Genomic DNA, 16,516 nt, shown 5'->3' with positions numbered 1-16,516 from the left:
TCAGGACGGATGGTACTGGTATAACCAGGTCTCGGTTAAGGTCTGCTCACCCAGACGCAGATAAAGACGCATGTCTACCGGTTCTGCACCTTCTACCGTCAGGTCGAACTGCGCTCGCCAATGTCCTGCCAAACCGTCGGATACTGCCTCGGTGAAAATGTAGGAGAAACTCCCTCTTGTGCTGGACAGCACTGCTTCTGGAAAGACACCGGACGGCAGTTGGGCCAAAGAGCGTCCCTGGAATTCGACGACAAATTTTCGCACGCCTTGTGGCCGCGTCTGTCCGGGCCGACCGCCATTCCCGAGGCGCGTCGCCACGCAACGTGCCAGCTCACCGGGGTAGGGCTCGTCCGCCAGCCAGTGCAGACGATAACGCAGCCGATAGTCGGTACCAGGACCTGCGGGCTTTTCAGGCACCCACATCGCGACGATATTGTCGTGGATCTCATCATCGGTAGGAATTTCGACCAACTGCACGGCACCTTTGCCCCAATCGTCCAAGGGCTCGATCCACAGGCTCGGCCGCCGTTCATAATGCACGCCATCAAGGTAATGGTTGAAATCATGATCACGCTGCAACAGACCAAAACCTCGCGGGTTATCGTCGCTGAACGCAGAAGCCGTGGTTCTCGGTTGGTTGTTGAGCGGTCTCCATATTCGCTCACCCGCCCCGGTCCAGATCGCCAGTCCGTCGGAGTCATGAACCTCGGGACGCCAGTCAACAGCGGTCTTCTTGACCTGTTCACTGAACCAGTACATCGAACTGATTGGCGCAATGCCAAACCTTTGTACTTCGCCGCGCATGAAAAGTGCAGCCTCGACCTCCATCAAGACCCCTTTGCCCCGCCGCATCACGAAGCGATAGGCCCCACAGATACTCGGTCCGTAAAGCAGCGCATAAATGACGACTGAATCGGCGGTGTCGTTATCCGGTGATTCAAACCAGAAGTGAGTGAAGTCGGGAAACTCTTCAGCGCGTTCGGCCTGGGCGACATTCAGCGCAATACCTCGCGCAGACAGCCCATATTGATAAAGCTCACCGATGGCACGAAAGTACGCAGCCCCGAGAAACGCTGTCCAATCGTTATTACGCCAATCCAGTTTTTGCTGATCACCGGTTCGACTTTCCTGAAAACGAAATCCGGCGAAACCGGTCCCCTGCGTCAACTGATGCGCGGGGCTGTCTTCCGGCATATCGAAATACGCCGGATCGTAGAGAATTTCCCTCGCAGCCCCCTTATCGATGACATAGAGCCGTACCGGCTTGGGGAAGAACTTGCCTGGATGAAAAAAAGTGACCGGAAACTGCCCAGGGCCTTTAGCGAACAAGGCGTAATCCGGCTTGAAGCGAATCTTGCCGAGAGCGTCATAGTCCAGTTTCGCCAACAAATCTGCCGGAATAACAGACGGCACAATGTAAGGTTGCGAAGCCGCCTCTTGTGCGCGCTGCACCAGAGAATCAAAGGAAAAGGGCTCGCCATGCCCCATTTTTAGCCGCTCATCAGCCTGCGAGGAGGAAGGGATACCTGATACGAACAACAAAGCAGATATCGAAGAAAACTCGAGAAAGTTTCGTCGATTCAACATGATGGGAAGTGACCTGGTGGGCAGTAGATGTGAGCATAGTTCAGCCCGCCAAAGCCACCCGGTCAGTTCGTCAGATTAACTCAATGGCCTTGCAGAAACGCCGCGGCCTGATCCAGCAACAGCATGGGATTTTCGGCCTTGTGTATGTCAACCGACAGCAACTGACGGAAGCGTCGCGCGCCAGGGAAACCCAGACCAAGACCGAGCATATGCCGGGTGACGTGGTGCATGTTGCCGCCGCTGGCAATGTGCTCCGCAATGTACGGCCGCATCGACTCCAACGCATCGTAACGACTGATGACCGGCGCAGTGCTGCCGAACAACTGCTGATCGACATGCGCTAACAGATACGGGTTGTGATAAGCCTCACGCCCCAACATCACGCCATCGAACGTCTGCAAATGCTCACTGCACTGCTCCAGCGTCTTGATGCCGCCATTGAGCACAATCTCCAGGCCGGGAAAGTCAGACTTCAACTGCGCGACCACGTCATAACGCAGTGGCGGAATATCGCGGTTTTCCTTGGGAGACAGCCCTTCGAGAATCGCGATACGCGCGTGAACCGTGAAACTCTGGCAACCCGCCTCCTGAACCTTGCCGACGAAATCACACAACTCGGCGTAGCTGTCACGGCCGTTGATACCGATCCGGTGCTTGACCGTGACCGGAATACCGACCGCATCGCGCATCGCCTTCACGCAATCCGCCACCAGCTCAGGATGCGCCATCAGGCACGCGCCGATCATGTTGTTCTGCACCCGGTCACTCGGGCAACCGACGTTCAGATTGACCTCGTCATACCCCGCCTCTTGCGCCAGACGCGAACACGCAGCCAGATCCGCCGCCGTACTGCCACCCAACTGCAATGCCAGCGGATGCTCTGTTTCATCATGGCGCAGGAACCGCTCGCGGTCGCCATGCAGCAAGGCACCGGTGGTGACCATCTCGGTGTAGAGCAAGGCATGCTTTGAGAGCTTGCGCATGAAGTAGCGGCAGTGGTGGTCGGTCCAGTCCATCATCGGCGCAACTGAAAAGCGCCGGAACAGCTTAGGACCTGCATCCCCAGCAATTGCTGGGCTTTCTATTTTCTCGGCATTCATCGATACTGATCTTTTATACAGCGGTTTATGGCTATTTTTGCTTGTTTTTCAAGAGCAATTGGTACAATGTACCAACCCTAATCAGCAATGTACCAATTCAAATGGGCACGATCAGACCACGTAAGCGCAAGGACAACACTACAGCCTACTGCGCGCAGATACGGATCAGTCGAGACGGTCAGCCAGTTTATCAGGAAACCCAAACCTTCGACCGCAAGCAGGTAGCTCAAGCGTGGATGAAACGACGTGAGGCGGAGCTGGCCGTACCAGGTGCGATTGAGCGCATTAACCGCAAGACCGTCAGCGTCAAACAGATGATTGATCGATACCTTGACGAGTACGAGAAGGTTCGCCTTCTGGGCAAGACCAAGCGGGCAACTCTTACCGCCATCAGCGAGAGCTGGCTGGGAGAGTTAGCAGATTCAGATTTAACCAGTCAGAAGCTGGTTGAGTATGCGCAGTGGAGAATGAGCAAGGAAGGCGGCGGAGTCCAGGCGCAAACCGTAGGCAATGATCTGTCGCATCTCGGAGCGGTGCTGTCCGTAGCAAAGCCAGCATGGGGATACGACGTCGCCCCTCACGCAATGTCGGATGCGCGGATTGTCCTGCGTAAACTGGGAATGGTCAGCAAGAGCAAAGAGCGTACTCGAAGACCTACGAAGGACGAGCTCGACGCTCTGTTTACCCATTTTTTTGAGATGCAGATACGTAAGCCGTCTTCGATCAATATGCCCAAAGTACTGGGATTCGCGATATTTTCCACGAGGAGGCAGGAAGAAATCACCCGCATTAGATGGGACGATCTGGATGAAAAACGCCAGGCTGTGCTGGTCAGAGACATGAAAAACCCCGGACAGAAAATCGGCAACGACGTTTGGTGCCACCTTCCTGACGAGGCCTGGGCGATCCTGCAGAGCATGCCTAAAGGATGCGCAGAGATTTTCCCCTACAACTCAGATTCGATCTCTGCCGCATTCACACGAGCCTGTAAGTATCTGGAGCTGAAAGATCTGCGCTTCCATGACATGCGACATGACGGCATAAGCAGACTTTTTGAGATGGACTGGGACATACCAAGGGTATCGAACGTATCAGGCCATCGTGACTGGAACTCCTTGCGACGGTACACGCACCTGCGAGGACGTGGCGACCCCTATCAAGACTGGGAGTGGCTACAGCAGATTGTGGATGCAAAAGCCGATCTTGGCGCACGCTCAGTGCTAGCACTATAGAGAATACCTTCGGCGGCGCTCTTCTGGTGGCCCCCTGGCACGAGCGAGTTGACCTAACGATCTCCACTCATCCATCCAGACGCTCTAAAGTTTTGTGGCTTGTAGCATACAAAGATTGGCCAAGATGCCGCTGGCGGGGATCCCTGTTTATCCATACACCGTGTTAGTATCAACGGTTTTTAAGAAGCAGTCCTAAGCATAGGCCTGCGAGGAGACAAAATGAGCCTATTCACGTCATTGGAAATGTGTGCCGGAGCTGGTGGGCAGGCCCTCGGACTGGAAATGGCGGGATTTGGGCATGAAGTGTTGGTGGAAATAGAGCCTCCTGCCTGTGCAACCCTCCGCTTGAACCGTCCTGACTGGAACGTGCAAGAGCAAGATCTTCGTCAGTTTAATGGCCTCCCTTACTTTGGGGTTGATCTGGTGGCGGGCGGAGTTCCTTGCCCCCCATTCTCTAAAGCCGGTAAACAGCTTGGAGCTGATGATGAGCGTGACCTTTTCCCAGAAGCTTTACGTCTTGTTGATGAGTGCCGTCCCAAGGCTGTGATGCTTGAAAACGTGCGCGGTTTGCTTGACGCTGTTTTCGAGGACTATCGCAATAAGGTTGAACAGCAACTCAAAAAGCTTGGCTATGTTCCAGGCTGGCGTCTCCTCAATGCTTCAGATTTTGGCGTTACCCAGCTTCGTCCTCGCGTTGTTTTTGTAGGTATCAGAAAAGACCTTGCTGAAGGTTTTTCGTGGCCTGAGCCAAAATTAATCATTCCGCCTACTGTTGGCGAGCTTCTACACGACCTAATGAAGAAAGATGGCTGGCGTGGCGCTGACGCATGGAGAGAGCAAGCCAACACAATCGCACCTACGCTCGTCGGTGGTTCGAAAAAACACGGCGGTCCTGATCTTGGTCCGACAAGAGCGAAGAAAGCATGGGCGTCCATTGGTGTCTGTGGAATGGGCATTGCGAACGAGCCCCCTACTGAGTTCTTCGAGGGCATGCCTAGGCTTACTACTCGTATGGCTGCACGCATACAGGGCTTCCCCGATGACTGGCAATTTCATGGTAAAAAAACTGCTGCATATCGACAAATAGGCAATGCTTTTCCGCCTCCGGTTGCATGTGCAGTAGCAAAGCAGATTTTCAAGGCGCTTTCAGCAAAACGTTTGGTGCGGGTTGCCTGATGAGTATTCCTCCTGAGTTTCTACAAGCACGGAAAGAATTCCACGCATCGCTTCTCAAAACAACACTAACGATTAATGATAAGGGCGTACCAAGCAATGCAGACAGTAGCAACAGAAGCAGTATCGCGATTGCGAAAGGAATCGCAGAGCTATTAAAAGCTGAAACGATTGCAGAGCGTCAAGCAGGCCAAACTTCCGGGAACGAGTTTGAAGGGATTTGTGCACGATATATAAGAAACACCTTTCTAAAATTGGGACATCTCCGCCCCGGCGACTGGGATGTGCATCAAGTGTCTGGACGTAATCGATTAGAAATTGCAAAATATGAGCAATATGCACATTTGATAGCATTGGATCGAGCTGCGAAGGCTGATGCAGAGCTGGCTGCGGCATTAGGAAGCGACTACACAATAACTCCAGATATCGTCGTAGTTAGAGGCTTAGAAAGTGACGAAAGCATCAACCTTAATGAATTTTTGGTTGATGACTCTGTAAGTACCAGAGCCAGCTTACGTGCCGCTGCTGGGGGCAAGCCACTTCTACACGCAAGCGTCTCATGCAAGTGGACTATCCGAAGTGATAGAGCACAGAACGCACGCTCCGAAGCCTTAAACCTGATGCGTAACAGAAAAGGCCACCTACCAAATATTATGGTAGTAACTGCTGAGCCAACACCTAGTAGACTAGCATCAATCGCTCTCGGCACGGGTGACATCGACTGCGTTTATCACTTTGCCCTCTATGAACTTCAAGCAACTCTGAAAGAGCTAGGAATGGACGATTCGGCGGAGATGTTGGCGATCATGGTTGATGGCAGACGATTAAAAGACATTAGTGATTTACCGTTAGACCTAGCGACTTGAAATGAAATCACCTCAGGAGAGACCTTAGTTTCTAAGGTCTTCTTTGTCTAGGACAGGCTGGTATAAGTATTGGAGTCACTGCGATAAAGCACTACTGAAAAGATACCTATGCCGAAATCAGAACAAGCTACCTAAAGCGTCCAACTCCCAATTCATTATCACCAACTCCCCAGCAACACCCGCTTGGCCATACCGCTGATTCGCTGTGGCATATCGAATATCCAGCGTCTCAAAGTGAAAACCTTCAAAAACCCGTCAACCCGTCGGATATCAGAGTGATCGTTGATGCTTACCATCACTTTTCCCTTAAACCTTCGCATGAAGTCAGCCATCCGCTCGTAATTCTCGAAAGGAAAATCGACCCCGTAGCCAGCCGTCTGCCAGTACGGTGGGTCCATGTAATGGAATGTATGAGGCCGGTCGTAACGCTCAGCGCACTCAAGCCACGGCAGATTCTCAACATACGTACCGGACAAACGCTGCCAGGCCGCAGAAAGTTTCTCCTCGATCCGCAGCAGGTTGATGGCCGGTCCCGTCGTTCGTTCCCAAATGTCTGCCCGCTGAACTTGCCTGCGAAGGCGTGGTGCTGCAGGTAGAAGAACCGGGCAGCGCGCTGGATGTCGGCGAGGGTCTCGATCGTGTCATCTTCTGCAGCTCAATTACCCTGCGCGAGCTGAGCGCCCATTTGAACTGGCGGACGAATTCTTCAAGGTGGTTTTGGACGACTCGATAAAGAGTCACCAAATCGCCGTTGACGCCGTTCAAGACCTCAACGGGAGCTGCCTGGGGGCGCATGAAGTAGAGGGCCGCACCGCCTGCGAATACTTCAACATAGGATTCGCGGGGTGGGAAAAGCGAGATGAGACGGTCGGCAAGGCGGCGTTTGCCGCCCATCCTAGGGACGATAGGTGTGGACATAGAAAGCAAGACCTTTGCTGTATATATAGACAAGTGCTAGGCTCGCTCCGCTTTGTGCACGAAGCGAGAGCCTTGGCTGGACTTGCAGGGGTAATCTGCGGGAACAGCGACCGGGCGTGGTGTTGGCGCATCACGAGTGGTACAAGGTTGGCAAGGCTGTGGGCAACGTGCGGAACCAAGGGTCGGAGCTCATTCGTCCTGAAAGCGACGTGGCCTAGATAACACGGAATACTTGCAGTTAACCCTTTGACGCGAATATAGAGAATGCTGGCAATTCATGGGCTCAGTAAGTTAGGCTAAGCCTTCAATTTTTAAAGCAGGAAGCTGATATGTCTTTTGACGCATTTATGCAGGTCGACGGTGTTGAAGGCGAATCTCTGGACGACGCCCATAAAGGCTGGGTAGAACTGCTGTCCTACCATTACGACGCGGTTCAGTCGATTAGTACATCCGCCAGCTCTAACGGCGGCGCGAGCGCAGGCGGTGTTACTTTAGGCGACTTTAAAGTAAGTAAGTACATAGACAGAGCTACGCCAAAACTGTTTGAGCTATGTTGCCGTGGGTCACACATCAAAAAAGTTACTATTCGTGTTCACCGAGCAGGCACAGAGAAATTCAAGTATTTGGATATCGTTTTAGAAGAAGTATTGATATCTACCGTTAGTGGCAATGGAGCAGAGAATGCGGGCCTACCTGTAGAGTTAATCACACTTAACTATGGACGAATAAAATTCGAGTACTCACAGCAGCGCCGAGCTGACGGTGGTAGTGCTGGGATCGTATCCGGCGGATGGGACAGGACTGCGAATAAGCCATTTGCATAAAATATTGGCTTGCCCCCCTGCCACAGCAAGAGCCCGCCTTCCAACTAGGCGGGCATACCGGATCACCAGTAAACGGCAAATATTAAAGCAAGAAAGACAGCAGTACCTACTGATTCCTTTCTAGTACAGCTTATAAAAATTAAGAACTGTACAAAAAGAGCAATCAGCACAGTCAGGGTTCTTATATCACCGCGGGTATTGGATCTATCTTCAATATGCGGCACGATGGAACTAGGCTCCATCCAATCGTATTGGGACCCATGAAACATCATGTACGTCAGCAGGCAGCAGATGTACACCGTATACAGAAAAACCCTTATCGAAACGCCTTTAGCTGTCATATACATTACCTTACAAGCTGACCAAAAAAACTCCACCTTTTTACAATAAAATCCCCGTAACTGGTGTCTTCTTTTATTTTTTCAATAGATGGGTTTGTCCCTCGATTGTAACGAGCACCAATGATACGTACCTCGTCCATACCGATGGAGGTAAAATTGTCGTGATCAGCAAGCAGCCGCAAGTGCTTTGCAGCCAAATCAATATTATAGATATCCTGTTCCAGACATTTGGCCAAGCTTCTCAAATCGCTGATAGACATGTCATCTGGGTTTAGACCTAATGTAACTGCTGCGGTCCTAAGCTGAACACTTACCCAACCAAAACTAGTTTTGGAAGGTGGCGGCGTCATTACGGTCGGTAAATTCCCCAAATGATCGAAGACCCTTAATTCGAAAGCGGCCCTATCGGCAGAATTTGGATCTCCTCCAGCCTCAATCCAACACACACCGGCCAGCAGCTCTATAGGAAGTGAATATTTTGCGGCCGAAGCCTTGATAAACTGTTTATTATGAATCAACCAAGTATCTTTGAAACGCTGGATATGACCTCGCCCCCCACCAAACCGTGCGGGCACCAACTTCCAGACAAAAACATCGAAGAACCCCCAAGTAGGGCTGCCGTTGGATTCCGGCGTACAAAAATCATTCATACCAACTCATCCATGACTTAGACTTCGTTAGCGTACTGTATCATCAAAATTCTCGTTCAGCGTACCGGTCGTTGGCCGACTTGAAGCAAAACATCAGAACAGCCCACCGAGCGCGATAGGCTCCCAATTCATGATAACCAGCTCACCGCTGACATCAGCCTTTCCCTTTTTCTGGTTTACCGTGCTGTAGCGAATGTCGACCGTTTCAAAATGGAAGCCTTCAAAAACGCGCCGTATGTCAGGGTGGTCATTGATGCTGACCATCACCTTCCCCTCACACCGCCGCATGAACTCAGCCATCCGCTCGTAGTTTTCAAATGGAAAATCCACACCGTACCCAGCCGTCTGCCAATACGGCGGATCCATGTAATGGAAGGTGTGCGCCCGGTCATAACGCTCAGCGCACTCAAGCCACGGCAGGTTCTCCACATACGTCCCTGACAAACGCTGCCAGGCCGCAGAAAGGTTCTCCTCGATCCGCAGTAGGTTGATGGCCGGGCCCGTCGTGGCTGTGCCAAACGTCTGCCCGCTGACCTTCCCTGCGAAGGCGTGGTGCTGCAGATAGAAGAACCGGGCAGCGCGCTGGATGTCGGTGAGGGTTTCGGGACGGGTCATCTTCTGCCACTCAAACACCTGGCGCGAGCTGAGTGCCCATTTGAATTGGCGGACGAATTCTTCAAGGTGGTTTTGGACGACGCGATACAGCGTCACCAGGTCTCCATTGATGTCGTTCAAGACTTCAACGGGGGCGGCCTGGGGGCGCATGAAGTAGAGGGCCGCACCTCCTGCGAACACTTCGACGTAGCATTCGTGGGGTGGGAAAAGAGGGATAAGGCGGTCGGCCAGGCGGCGTTTGCCGCCCATCCAAGGGACGATGGGTGTGGACATAAATAGCAAGACTTTTACTGTATATATAAACAGGTGCTAGGCTCGCTCCGCTTTGTGCACGAAGCGGGAGCCTTGGCTGGACTTGCAGGGGTAATCTGCGGGAACAGTGACCAGTCGCGATGTTGGCGCATCTCAACTGGTCGCTCTTTTTCAATCTGCTGCGTTATCTCTTCAGCTCAATCAGACCAGTACCTTCAGGGCACGCGCGTAAAGCGCCTGACGATCGGCAAGGCCATTTGTGCCACCATTGATCCGTTTGGTAATTGTCAGGAAGTCGCTTTTATCTGCAAAGGTATTGAGCCCAGCACGGTGCCAGAACCAAGCAGCTGACATGGCAGCATGCTCGGGGCGCTCGAGGAGTTCTGGATGCTCTAGCAGATCCAGGCCTAATGCCTCGCCGCAGGCCGCGTAGTTCGCCCGCCCGGTAATTTGAATAAGCCCCCTGCCCCTATATAACTGACCGTCGCCGTCGTCCTCAGGCGTGTTGCCCAGGCGTTCAGCGAGCCTTCCGGTGTCGTATTTTTCGAGGTAGGCATCACTGCCTAATTCCCGCACGTAGCGAAGTTGGCCAGACTCATGGCCCACCTGCGCCAGGAAGGCCGCGATACGCAGCTTCGTAACGATAGCGTATTTGCTCATCGCAACGTTTAAGACAGGAACAAAAACGCCAGCTCGGGAGCTGGCGTCGGGGAGGATCTGCAGCAACTGCTGCGCAGTAATCGACATTCAGACATCTCCTGAATAGAGGTGATTTGTGATGGAGGTGATGGTCAGAGCTGCACGACCTTGACTGGTTTTTTCTCTTTCTTTTTTCCTTTGGCTTTTGCCTTGCCCTTGTTGCCACCATTGCACTCGGCCGTGGTGGACCAGCCAGCTTGGGTAAATACCTGTTCGACTGAATCGGTCAGGTACTCGCCATCAAGCCCCTCCTTGAACCCCTGCACGCTGATCATGCGCTCCGCGAAAAGGTCAGTACGCCCGACCATTTCAAGACGGATGCCTGCAGTGCTGCGATTGAAAGCAGTAAGACGCGCTTTCGCGGCCTGCTCAGCTGCAGATTTGTTGGGGTAGATATGCCGGTCGGTATGAACGGGAGGGAGACCATCCGGGGCAGTGTCGTTATTGAGGGTCACGATCTGGAGCTTCCCGGTCTTCTTGTCCTGATGCTTCGTCGACACGGCTTTATGTGTCGAACGATCACCCAGTCTGAACTGCCATCGGCTGACGTCTTGGCGCGTGATGGCAAGAACGCCAAACGCTTTCCCGGATGCGCTGACTCCCTCTTGCCTGGGCATGACGAGCAACTTGCCGTCGGCGACCTTGGCCGTGCAGTCGTACTTTTTTGCCAGCCGTGTGATGAAGTGGTAATCCGACTCGTTGAGCTGGTCAGCCCGTGGGACCTTTGTCGCTACGTTGCAGGCTGAAGCCCAGCCATTGCGTGCGGCAATGTCACTGACAATCTTGGATAACGGCACATCCTCCCAGCTACCGCTGCGCGTGGTCTTACCACTTCCACGCATGCTGCTGGCCTTGCCTTTGATGACCATCGTGTCGGGAGGACCAGACACCTCGATCTCGTCAATGGTGTACAGACCGATCTTGGTCAGCTTCTGACCGTCATAGCCCAGATAAACCTCAACATCGGCCCCTCTCGATGGCAACGCCACTGCACCGTCACGATCATCAATGCGCAGTTCGAATTCATCCGAGTCCATATCGGGCTTGTCAGTGGTACGCAGCTGGATCAATCGGTCGTTGATGAGCGCCGTAATGTCGGTGCCGTCGGCAACGATCCGGAAAGTGGGTTTCATGCGAAGACACCAAAAGAAAGCCCCGCAATAGACGGGGCTGGGCAAAAGGAAAAGTTCGTTACGCGTAACGCTGAGGTCAACCCCAGAGCATCACGGTTTCATCGGAGGATGCGGGAAGGTCCGGCAGAGTGATAATCAGCCCCACCCGAAAGGGTTGAGCCTCATCGGCCAGGCCCTGATTGGCATCAAGCACGGCCTCCACAGAGCCGTTCAAATGGCCGTAATGATTGAAACAAAGGGTATCGAGGATATCCCCGTCAGACGTTCTGCATATCGTCGCCATAGCGTGTGAACTCCAGCGTGAACGCCTGCTTGCGAGGGATACCCCCTTGCATCAGAGCGCTCTGATCTTCCTGAATTTTCTTCAAGCACCAGTTACCCAGCACTGCCCCATACCCTGTGGTCAGGGCCAGAGGCACGCCCAGGCCCGCAATGCCACGCAAAGTATCGAGCTGTTTAATCCCGCCTTTGACGTTGGGGAATACCGCCCCCTTGAGCGTCAGTGACTCGTCACCCATACCTATGTTCTGCTGTGCCGGTCGACGCGTGAGACGCTCTTGCGACGCCCAGCGGAACTCACTGGAACGGCTCAGCTCGTCGAACGCAGCGGTGTCCAAATTGAAGTAGTACGGCTCGGCTTTCGCGCTCAGCGGCTGCAAGATCAGCAGATGTTCAAACGGTTTGACCGCTTCGACAGCCGGGGTTTTCTGCGCGGCAAATGACGAACTGGGCACCACGTTGGCCAGCGCAGGACTGATACTGCCCGCCACCTTGTTGATGGCAGTCCCGGCTTTTGCTGCCTGCTCTTTCAGCACTCCCAAGCGCTCGTCAATCTGCGTTACCGCCCTTGATGCACGACTGTACGTCGATACGACAGCCCCGACCTTCGCCTGGGCCGCGTTGACACCCCGCATCACGCGCTGAAGCTTGGCTCCGATGGCGGGCCCCACGATGGGCAGGCCCTCAAGCTCGGCAGTCGCACCGCTGATTTCGCTGATCGCGCCATTGACCGGCGATAGCATGCCGTCCAGATCGCGCCGACCTGACTCGCCCGCCGCCACCAGATACTTCATACCCGACTGCAGTTGTTCCATATAAGCCATATATCCCCCTACTCGACGTGCGGAGCATCAAACAGATTCGACCGTTGCGACTGCTGCGCCGAGTCGCGCATAGCTCGCTGAATCATCGGCTCCAGATCTCGCATCAGTTGCTGCGGATCTTTCACATCACCTTGAACGGTCAGTGTTATTGGCGCATTTATCGAAACCTGCTGTTCGTACTTAGGTGTCGGCATATTGGGTGCCTCGGGCTTGATGACAATCGGCGCGGCAGGACTCGCTGCAGGCTTTTCCGTCATGGCCCGACCGACATCCCCCATCAGCGGCCCGGAAGGAGCCAACGCTGGAGCTGGCCCCCGAGCCATAAGCGGCACCCGGTCGTTATCGAAAGCCTTGGCCGTCGCACCCAGCGTGGGCACTACTGGTCCGGGTAGCGCGACCGGAACCGGAGGCGCAGCCAGCAACGACACAGGCTTGTTCTCTTTTTCGGGAGTGCCGAACAGCTCTTTGCCCAACAAGCCGCCGACCTCACCGCCGCCCCAAGACCCCAAAGCACCGCCAATAGCCGCGCCTATCGCCGTGCCCACGACCGGCAAAATCATCGTGCCAATCGCCGCACCGGCCGCAGCACCACCCCAGCCGCCTAGCGCGGAGCCCGCAACTTCGGTAGCCCCTTCCAGTTTTTTCTCGATAGGGTCATCCGACTGATACAGCTCAACCGCTTTCAGCCCCGCGCTGATCACCGCCTCACCCGGCAAAACCTTGGCCCTGCCTGCCATCTTGCCCAGCAAAGGCATGATGCTTCGCTCAGCAGCCGCAGGAAGCGGCGGCACGGGCATGGGCAGACGGGGGGCCGGACGAATGCGAGGGGCGTCGGCCGGACTCGGCGGCACCAGGCGGATGCGCGGCTCACCGGCCGGACGCGGCAGACCAGGTCTGATACGTGGCTCACCAGCTGGACGCGGTGGCAAAACGGGCGGACGAGACGCAGCGCCCGCACGACGACGTGCACGGGCTGATCGCCGTCCTCGACGTGGTGTATCGCGCTGGCCCGGCAAACCAGATCCTGCACCTATCTCCGAGGCGTTGACCACGAAGACGCGTTGCAGGCCGTCCCCGTCGCCAGAACCATTGGAGCCGCCATCTGAATCGGCACCAGCCTCCAGCGTTTCGCGGTACGCTTCCAGCGCCGTGAACCCAACCCCGAGCAACCCTTTAGGCCTTTTGGCCTCACCGTCTGCATCAGCGCCTTTGGCCTCGTCGTTCTTGGCGTCATCACCTTTAGCATCATCCGGCTTGTCCTTGTCGGCGAGCTTCGCACCTGCTTTGGACGCCACTGTCAGGCCAACGCCCAGCAGCGCAGCGACACGCGCTTTGCGCCCAGAGGCTGCAGCACCAGGCGCGGCCGCTGCGGTACTGCCAACACCTGCAGCTTTTGCGTTGGTCACAAAAACCTGCTGGACCTTCCCAGCTCCGCCGCCGACCGACCCTCTGGCAAGATTCATCAGGCCCTTGCCGATTTTGAAAGCCCCAAAGGCTGACTTGGCAACCAGTAAAGCCCCGATGGCCCCCGTCAGCCCCATAGCCAGGTTCGGCATCTTGTCGCTGACGGTCGTGATGCCTTGGGCCACGGTCGTCAAACCTTGCGCCACGGCATCGGTTGTCGGGCGGATCGCATCGCCCACGCTGCGCATGGCATCGTTGGCCGCCTGTGACAGCTCGGCCCACTTCTGCGACGAGCCTTCCCGGCGCTCGGCCAGGTTCTTGTCGAGAATGCCCGACGCGTTGCGGGACTGCGATTTCAGATCGTTGTACAGCTGCTTGTTCTGCAGGTACGCGGTAAGCGCCGCCTTGACCTGCATGTCCGCAAAGATGTCGCCGGTTTTCAAGGCCTGCGACAGCGATTCCATCATGGCCTTGGCCTTGGCCGGGTCTGTTTCCTTGCTGATTTTGGCCGTGGCGGCCGCCATTGCCTCGGCCTTTTTCGGGTCCGTCTTCTGGATGTACTGCTGGGCCAACGCCATGCTGGACTCCAGCGTGGACATACCTTTCTGCAGGCCGGTTTGCATCGAGCCTTCGTAATCGATACCGGCCTTTTTGTAGGCATCGACCGTATCCGAAGCACCGATTTTGCCCATCCAGTTTTTCAGGTTGTTGGCCGCCTCGTCAGAGCTGCCCGCCGTCTTCATCTGGACCTGCAGCATTGCACCGAGCTGCGTCACCGCGTCCATGCCGGTGATACCGATACTGCCCATGTTGGCCAGCAATTCGGGAAACCACTTTGCCATGTCGGAGGCTTCGAAACTGCCCGCCTGCCCTTGGTAGGCGATGGCCTCCAGAGCTTGCTGCATTTCCTTGGCGTCGGTGATCTTGGCGTTTTGCCCCAGGGCGTTAATCATCTTCGCTGTGTCGGTCCCTTCGGAACCCTGACCGACCACGAATTTGGCGGCAACCGGCGCGTACTCCAGCGCCTTGCTCAGCTCCATACCGGCACCGACCAGTTGATTGACTACGTCAGCGACCTGATTGCGCTCCATGCCGGTATCACGGGCGGTCGTGATGATGGTTCGTGACATCTCCGCTTCTTGCGGTTTGTTGGCGATGCCTGCCTTGATCGCAATGTCACGAACAATCGCCCCGAAGTCCGCACTAACTTTGGTCGGGATCGCCAAGGCCCCGGCCGCTACTACGGCTTGCCCGACCGAGCTTTTGACCGTCTCTCGTCCCTCGCTCATCTGCCGTCGGCCCTTGGCCTGCAACTCGGCAGAACGAGCCGTGCGCCCCATTTCCTTGTAGGCTTTGCTCAGCCGTCCGACCTCGACGCCCTGCGCTTTGAGGCTGTCGAGGTTTGAATTCAAACGTGACAGTAAGGCGGTCGCACCGGCCTGGCCCGTTGCATGGGCTTTACGCCACTCCTCGCGCAGCTTGATCGTTTCGCCAATCGTGCTCTGCAGGACGCGAGCCTTGGCACCTTTGTCGTCCAGCGCCTTGATACGGCTCTCAACGTCCTTGAAGGCCTTGCCTACGGTTGCACTGACCGCACCGCCGATGACAAGGCCCAGCTTCAAACTATCACTCATAGACCACCCGAGGCGTTCAAAGGGGGATCAATCCATGATCCACCACAACATTCGATTGAAAGGCATCGCCTCGATCTCAGCAGCGGAAAAGCCCGTCTCCGCTGCCAACTTGCGCGCCGCCTGTCTCATGGTCTCGGGATTACAATTCATCCTCTTCGACCAGGCGAAAATAGCCTTCCTGCAGGCGGCGATAATCGCGTTGTTTCATCCGGTCCAGATCGTCCCTGCCTGCCTCGATCAGGCTGCAGAACAAGTGGAGTTCGTGTGCCTCGGGGCTGCCGTTGGCTGCAGCCGCTGCAGCGCGGGTATCCCTGACGCAAGGTGCGCGCATTGTTACCTTGTCGACTTTCACGGTGTTGATTTCCACCGGGTACTTCAGCGTGATGATTGCGCCTGAATCCGTCAGGACGATCCACGACGGCAGCGGAGTGGGTTCGTTGTTGCCAGTTACTTGAGTCATGTTCGTTCCTTAAAGGCCAAGGGCGGCGCGTTCAGCTGCAAGTTGGTCCACGCCGTCGATCACGCGCACCATGTTCACCATGTCGATCTCGTAAACAACACGACCGTCGACTTCCAGCTTGTAGTAGGAGACGGCGAGGCTGTGCTTTATCTCCGCCACCGTGGCGGGCTTCCACTCGCCCGGATCGACTTCTTTCAGCATGCCGCGCAAGGTGGCCACCACCGGTGTAACAACGCCTTTCAGGCCCTTGAAAGAGCCTCTGAATGTACCGTTGAAAGCGGTCTGATCAGACAGGCCGAAAAATTTCAGCGACTCGCGGCGCACGCCATTAGTCGTGAAGCTGGCTTCCATCTTTTCCAGGCCCATGTCGACCTCGACCGGGCCGGCCATGCCGCCGCCGCGGTACTCCTCGGTCTTGAGGGTCATCTTGGGAAGCGTCAGCCCCGGCACGTCACCGCTGAAGTTGATACCGTCGACGAACAGGTTCGTGTTGGAGAGGGTTTGCGGAATCATGTAGAGCGCTCC

15 protein-coding genes and 1 pseudogene are annotated in these 16,516 nt (G+C 55.3%); 4 read left to right on the top strand and 12 right to left on the bottom strand.

The window, feature by feature from the left end:
* Together KBY08_RS16235 and dusA are read right to left on the bottom strand one after the other, a co-directional pair.
* Positions 1 to 1,488 carry a glucan biosynthesis protein gene (locus KBY08_RS16235; RefSeq protein ID WP_024660679.1) on the bottom strand — a complete coding sequence of 496 codons (1,488 nt, stop codon included), beginning with the start codon at positions 1,486 to 1,488 and terminating at the stop codon, positions 1 to 3.
* Between the two features lie 179 nt (positions 1,489 to 1,667).
* Positions 1,668 to 2,687: a tRNA dihydrouridine(20/20a) synthase DusA gene (dusA, locus tag KBY08_RS16230; RefSeq protein ID WP_225651208.1), complete on the bottom strand. Its 1,020-nt coding sequence runs from the start codon at positions 2,685 to 2,687 to the stop codon at positions 1,668 to 1,670.
* Between the two features lie 101 nt (positions 2,688 to 2,788).
* On the opposite strand from dusA, the gene KBY08_RS16225 reads away from it, so the two are divergent.
* From KBY08_RS16225 to KBY08_RS16215, 3 genes are all read left to right on the top strand, one after another.
* Positions 2,789 to 3,919, top strand: coding sequence for a tyrosine-type recombinase/integrase (locus KBY08_RS16225; RefSeq protein ID WP_225651212.1), 1,131 nt, complete (start codon positions 2,789 to 2,791; stop codon positions 3,917 to 3,919).
* 219 nt (positions 3,920 to 4,138) lie between these two features.
* A complete protein-coding gene (locus KBY08_RS16220) occupies positions 4,139 to 5,095 on the top strand; it encodes a DNA cytosine methyltransferase (protein WP_225651207.1) in 957 nt (318 codons plus the stop codon).
* A complete protein-coding gene (locus tag KBY08_RS16215) occupies positions 5,095 to 5,958 on the top strand; it encodes an NgoMIV family type II restriction endonuclease (RefSeq protein WP_225651206.1) in 864 nt (287 codons plus the stop codon). Before KBY08_RS16220 ends, KBY08_RS16215 begins: the two co-directional genes overlap by 1 nt.
* A gap of 117 nt (positions 5,959 to 6,075) precedes the next feature.
* On the opposite strand, the pseudogene KBY08_RS16210 reads toward KBY08_RS16215, so the two are convergent.
* Positions 6,076 to 6,876, bottom strand: a pseudogene (locus tag KBY08_RS16210) (DNA adenine methylase).
* A gap of 329 nt (positions 6,877 to 7,205) precedes the next feature.
* On the opposite strand from KBY08_RS16210, the gene KBY08_RS16205 reads away from it, so the two are divergent.
* Positions 7,206 to 7,700, top strand: coding sequence for an Hcp family type VI secretion system effector (locus tag KBY08_RS16205; RefSeq protein ID WP_005747165.1), 495 nt, complete (start codon positions 7,206 to 7,208; stop codon positions 7,698 to 7,700).
* A 346-nt stretch (positions 7,701 to 8,046) separates the two neighbouring features.
* Here the strand turns inward: KBY08_RS16205 and KBY08_RS16200 are convergent, their stop codons facing one another.
* From KBY08_RS16200 to KBY08_RS16160, 9 genes are all read right to left on the bottom strand, one after another.
* Positions 8,047 to 8,691: a hypothetical protein gene (locus KBY08_RS16200; RefSeq protein WP_004662994.1), complete on the bottom strand. Its 645-nt coding sequence runs from the start codon at positions 8,689 to 8,691 to the stop codon at positions 8,047 to 8,049.
* Between the two features lie 93 nt (positions 8,692 to 8,784).
* Complete coding sequence (locus KBY08_RS16195) at positions 8,785 to 9,579, bottom strand: DNA adenine methylase (RefSeq protein ID WP_225651205.1); 795 nt, start codon at positions 9,577 to 9,579, stop codon at positions 8,785 to 8,787.
* Between the two features lie 180 nt (positions 9,580 to 9,759).
* The gene (locus KBY08_RS16190) at positions 9,760 to 10,305 is read right to left on the bottom strand and encodes a glycoside hydrolase family 19 protein (protein WP_225651204.1); all 546 of its coding nucleotides are present in this window, start codon (positions 10,303 to 10,305) and stop codon (positions 9,760 to 9,762) included.
* 44 nt (positions 10,306 to 10,349) lie between these two features.
* The gene (locus tag KBY08_RS16185) at positions 10,350 to 11,390 is read right to left on the bottom strand and encodes a phage late control D family protein (RefSeq protein WP_225651203.1); all 1,041 of its coding nucleotides are present in this window, start codon (positions 11,388 to 11,390) and stop codon (positions 10,350 to 10,352) included.
* Between the two features lie 76 nt (positions 11,391 to 11,466).
* A complete protein-coding gene (locus KBY08_RS16180) occupies positions 11,467 to 11,673 on the bottom strand; it encodes a tail protein X (RefSeq protein ID WP_003342371.1) in 207 nt (68 codons plus the stop codon).
* The gene (locus tag KBY08_RS16175) at positions 11,648 to 12,493 is read right to left on the bottom strand and encodes a phage tail protein (protein ID WP_225651202.1); all 846 of its coding nucleotides are present in this window, start codon (positions 12,491 to 12,493) and stop codon (positions 11,648 to 11,650) included. The genes KBY08_RS16180 and KBY08_RS16175 overlap by 26 nt, the downstream gene beginning before the upstream one ends.
* Positions 12,494 to 12,501: 8 nt before the next feature.
* The gene (locus tag KBY08_RS16170) at positions 12,502 to 15,531 is read right to left on the bottom strand and encodes a phage tail tape measure protein (protein WP_225651201.1); all 3,030 of its coding nucleotides are present in this window, start codon (positions 15,529 to 15,531) and stop codon (positions 12,502 to 12,504) included.
* Between the two features lie 139 nt (positions 15,532 to 15,670).
* Positions 15,671 to 15,991 (bottom strand): phage tail assembly protein, encoded by a 321-nt coding sequence (locus KBY08_RS16165; RefSeq protein ID WP_024692796.1) that lies wholly within the window; start codon positions 15,989 to 15,991, stop codon positions 15,671 to 15,673.
* A 9-nt stretch (positions 15,992 to 16,000) separates the two neighbouring features.
* On the bottom strand, positions 16,001 to 16,504 hold the full coding sequence (locus KBY08_RS16160; protein ID WP_004663012.1) for a phage major tail tube protein: 504 nt from the start codon (positions 16,502 to 16,504) through the stop codon (positions 16,001 to 16,003).
* Positions 16,505 to 16,516: the final 12 nt, after the last annotated feature.

The sequence above is a fragment of the Pseudomonas sp. P135 genome, assembly GCF_020312125.1.
Classification (GTDB): domain Bacteria; phylum Pseudomonadota; class Gammaproteobacteria; order Pseudomonadales; family Pseudomonadaceae; genus Aquipseudomonas; species Aquipseudomonas fragariae.
The sequence above is the reverse complement of the archived record's forward strand: the minus strand, read 5'-3'. Positions and strand labels throughout refer to the sequence as shown.